Source organism: Paenibacillus sp. 203 (assembly GCF_037027525.1).
Taxonomy (GTDB): domain Bacteria; phylum Bacillota; class Bacilli; order Paenibacillales; family Paenibacillaceae; genus Paenibacillus; species Paenibacillus polymyxa_B.
On sequence record NZ_JAXCHD010000044.1, the window covers coordinates 1 to 552 of the forward strand.

A 552-nucleotide genomic window follows, 5' to 3' on the forward strand; every position below is an offset into this window, starting at 1 on the left:
TACACCGGATTGCAAAGCAGCAGCAGGTCACGATTAATACGCTGATGCAGAGCGTGTGGGGCCTTATTTTGCAGAAATATAACAACAACGAGGATGTTATTTTCGGTAGTGTCGTATCTGGACGTCCAACGGATATTGCTGGCGTAGAGCATATGATTGGTTTGTTCATTAATACGATCCCGGTGCGGATTCAAAGTGAACGGAATGCCACTTTTGTGGAAGTGATGCGGAAAACGCAGGAACAGGCACTGGCCTCGGGAGCCTATGACAGCTTCCCGCTATATGAGATTCAGGCATTGACCGAGCAGAAGCAGCATCTGATTAACCACATTATGGTATTCGAGAATTATCCGGTAGAGGAGCAAGTTGAGCAGCTGGGTGAAGTTCGTCCGTCCGCTTTTGAAATTACGAATGTAGAGGTTGTCGAGCAAACGAATTATGATCTGGACTTGATTGTGATGCCCGATGAAACCTTCCGCATCATGTTCAGATACAATGCCAATGTATACGAGCGGTCTACGATAGAGCGGATGCAGGGACATGTACTGCATG

Annotated in this window: 1 protein-coding gene; it reads left to right on the forward strand. The window is 47.1% G+C overall.

Going from position 1 to position 552, the window contains the following annotated elements:
- On the forward strand, positions 1-552 hold a 552-nt coding region (locus tag WA407_RS26265; protein WP_336078733.1), incomplete at both ends, for a condensation domain-containing protein.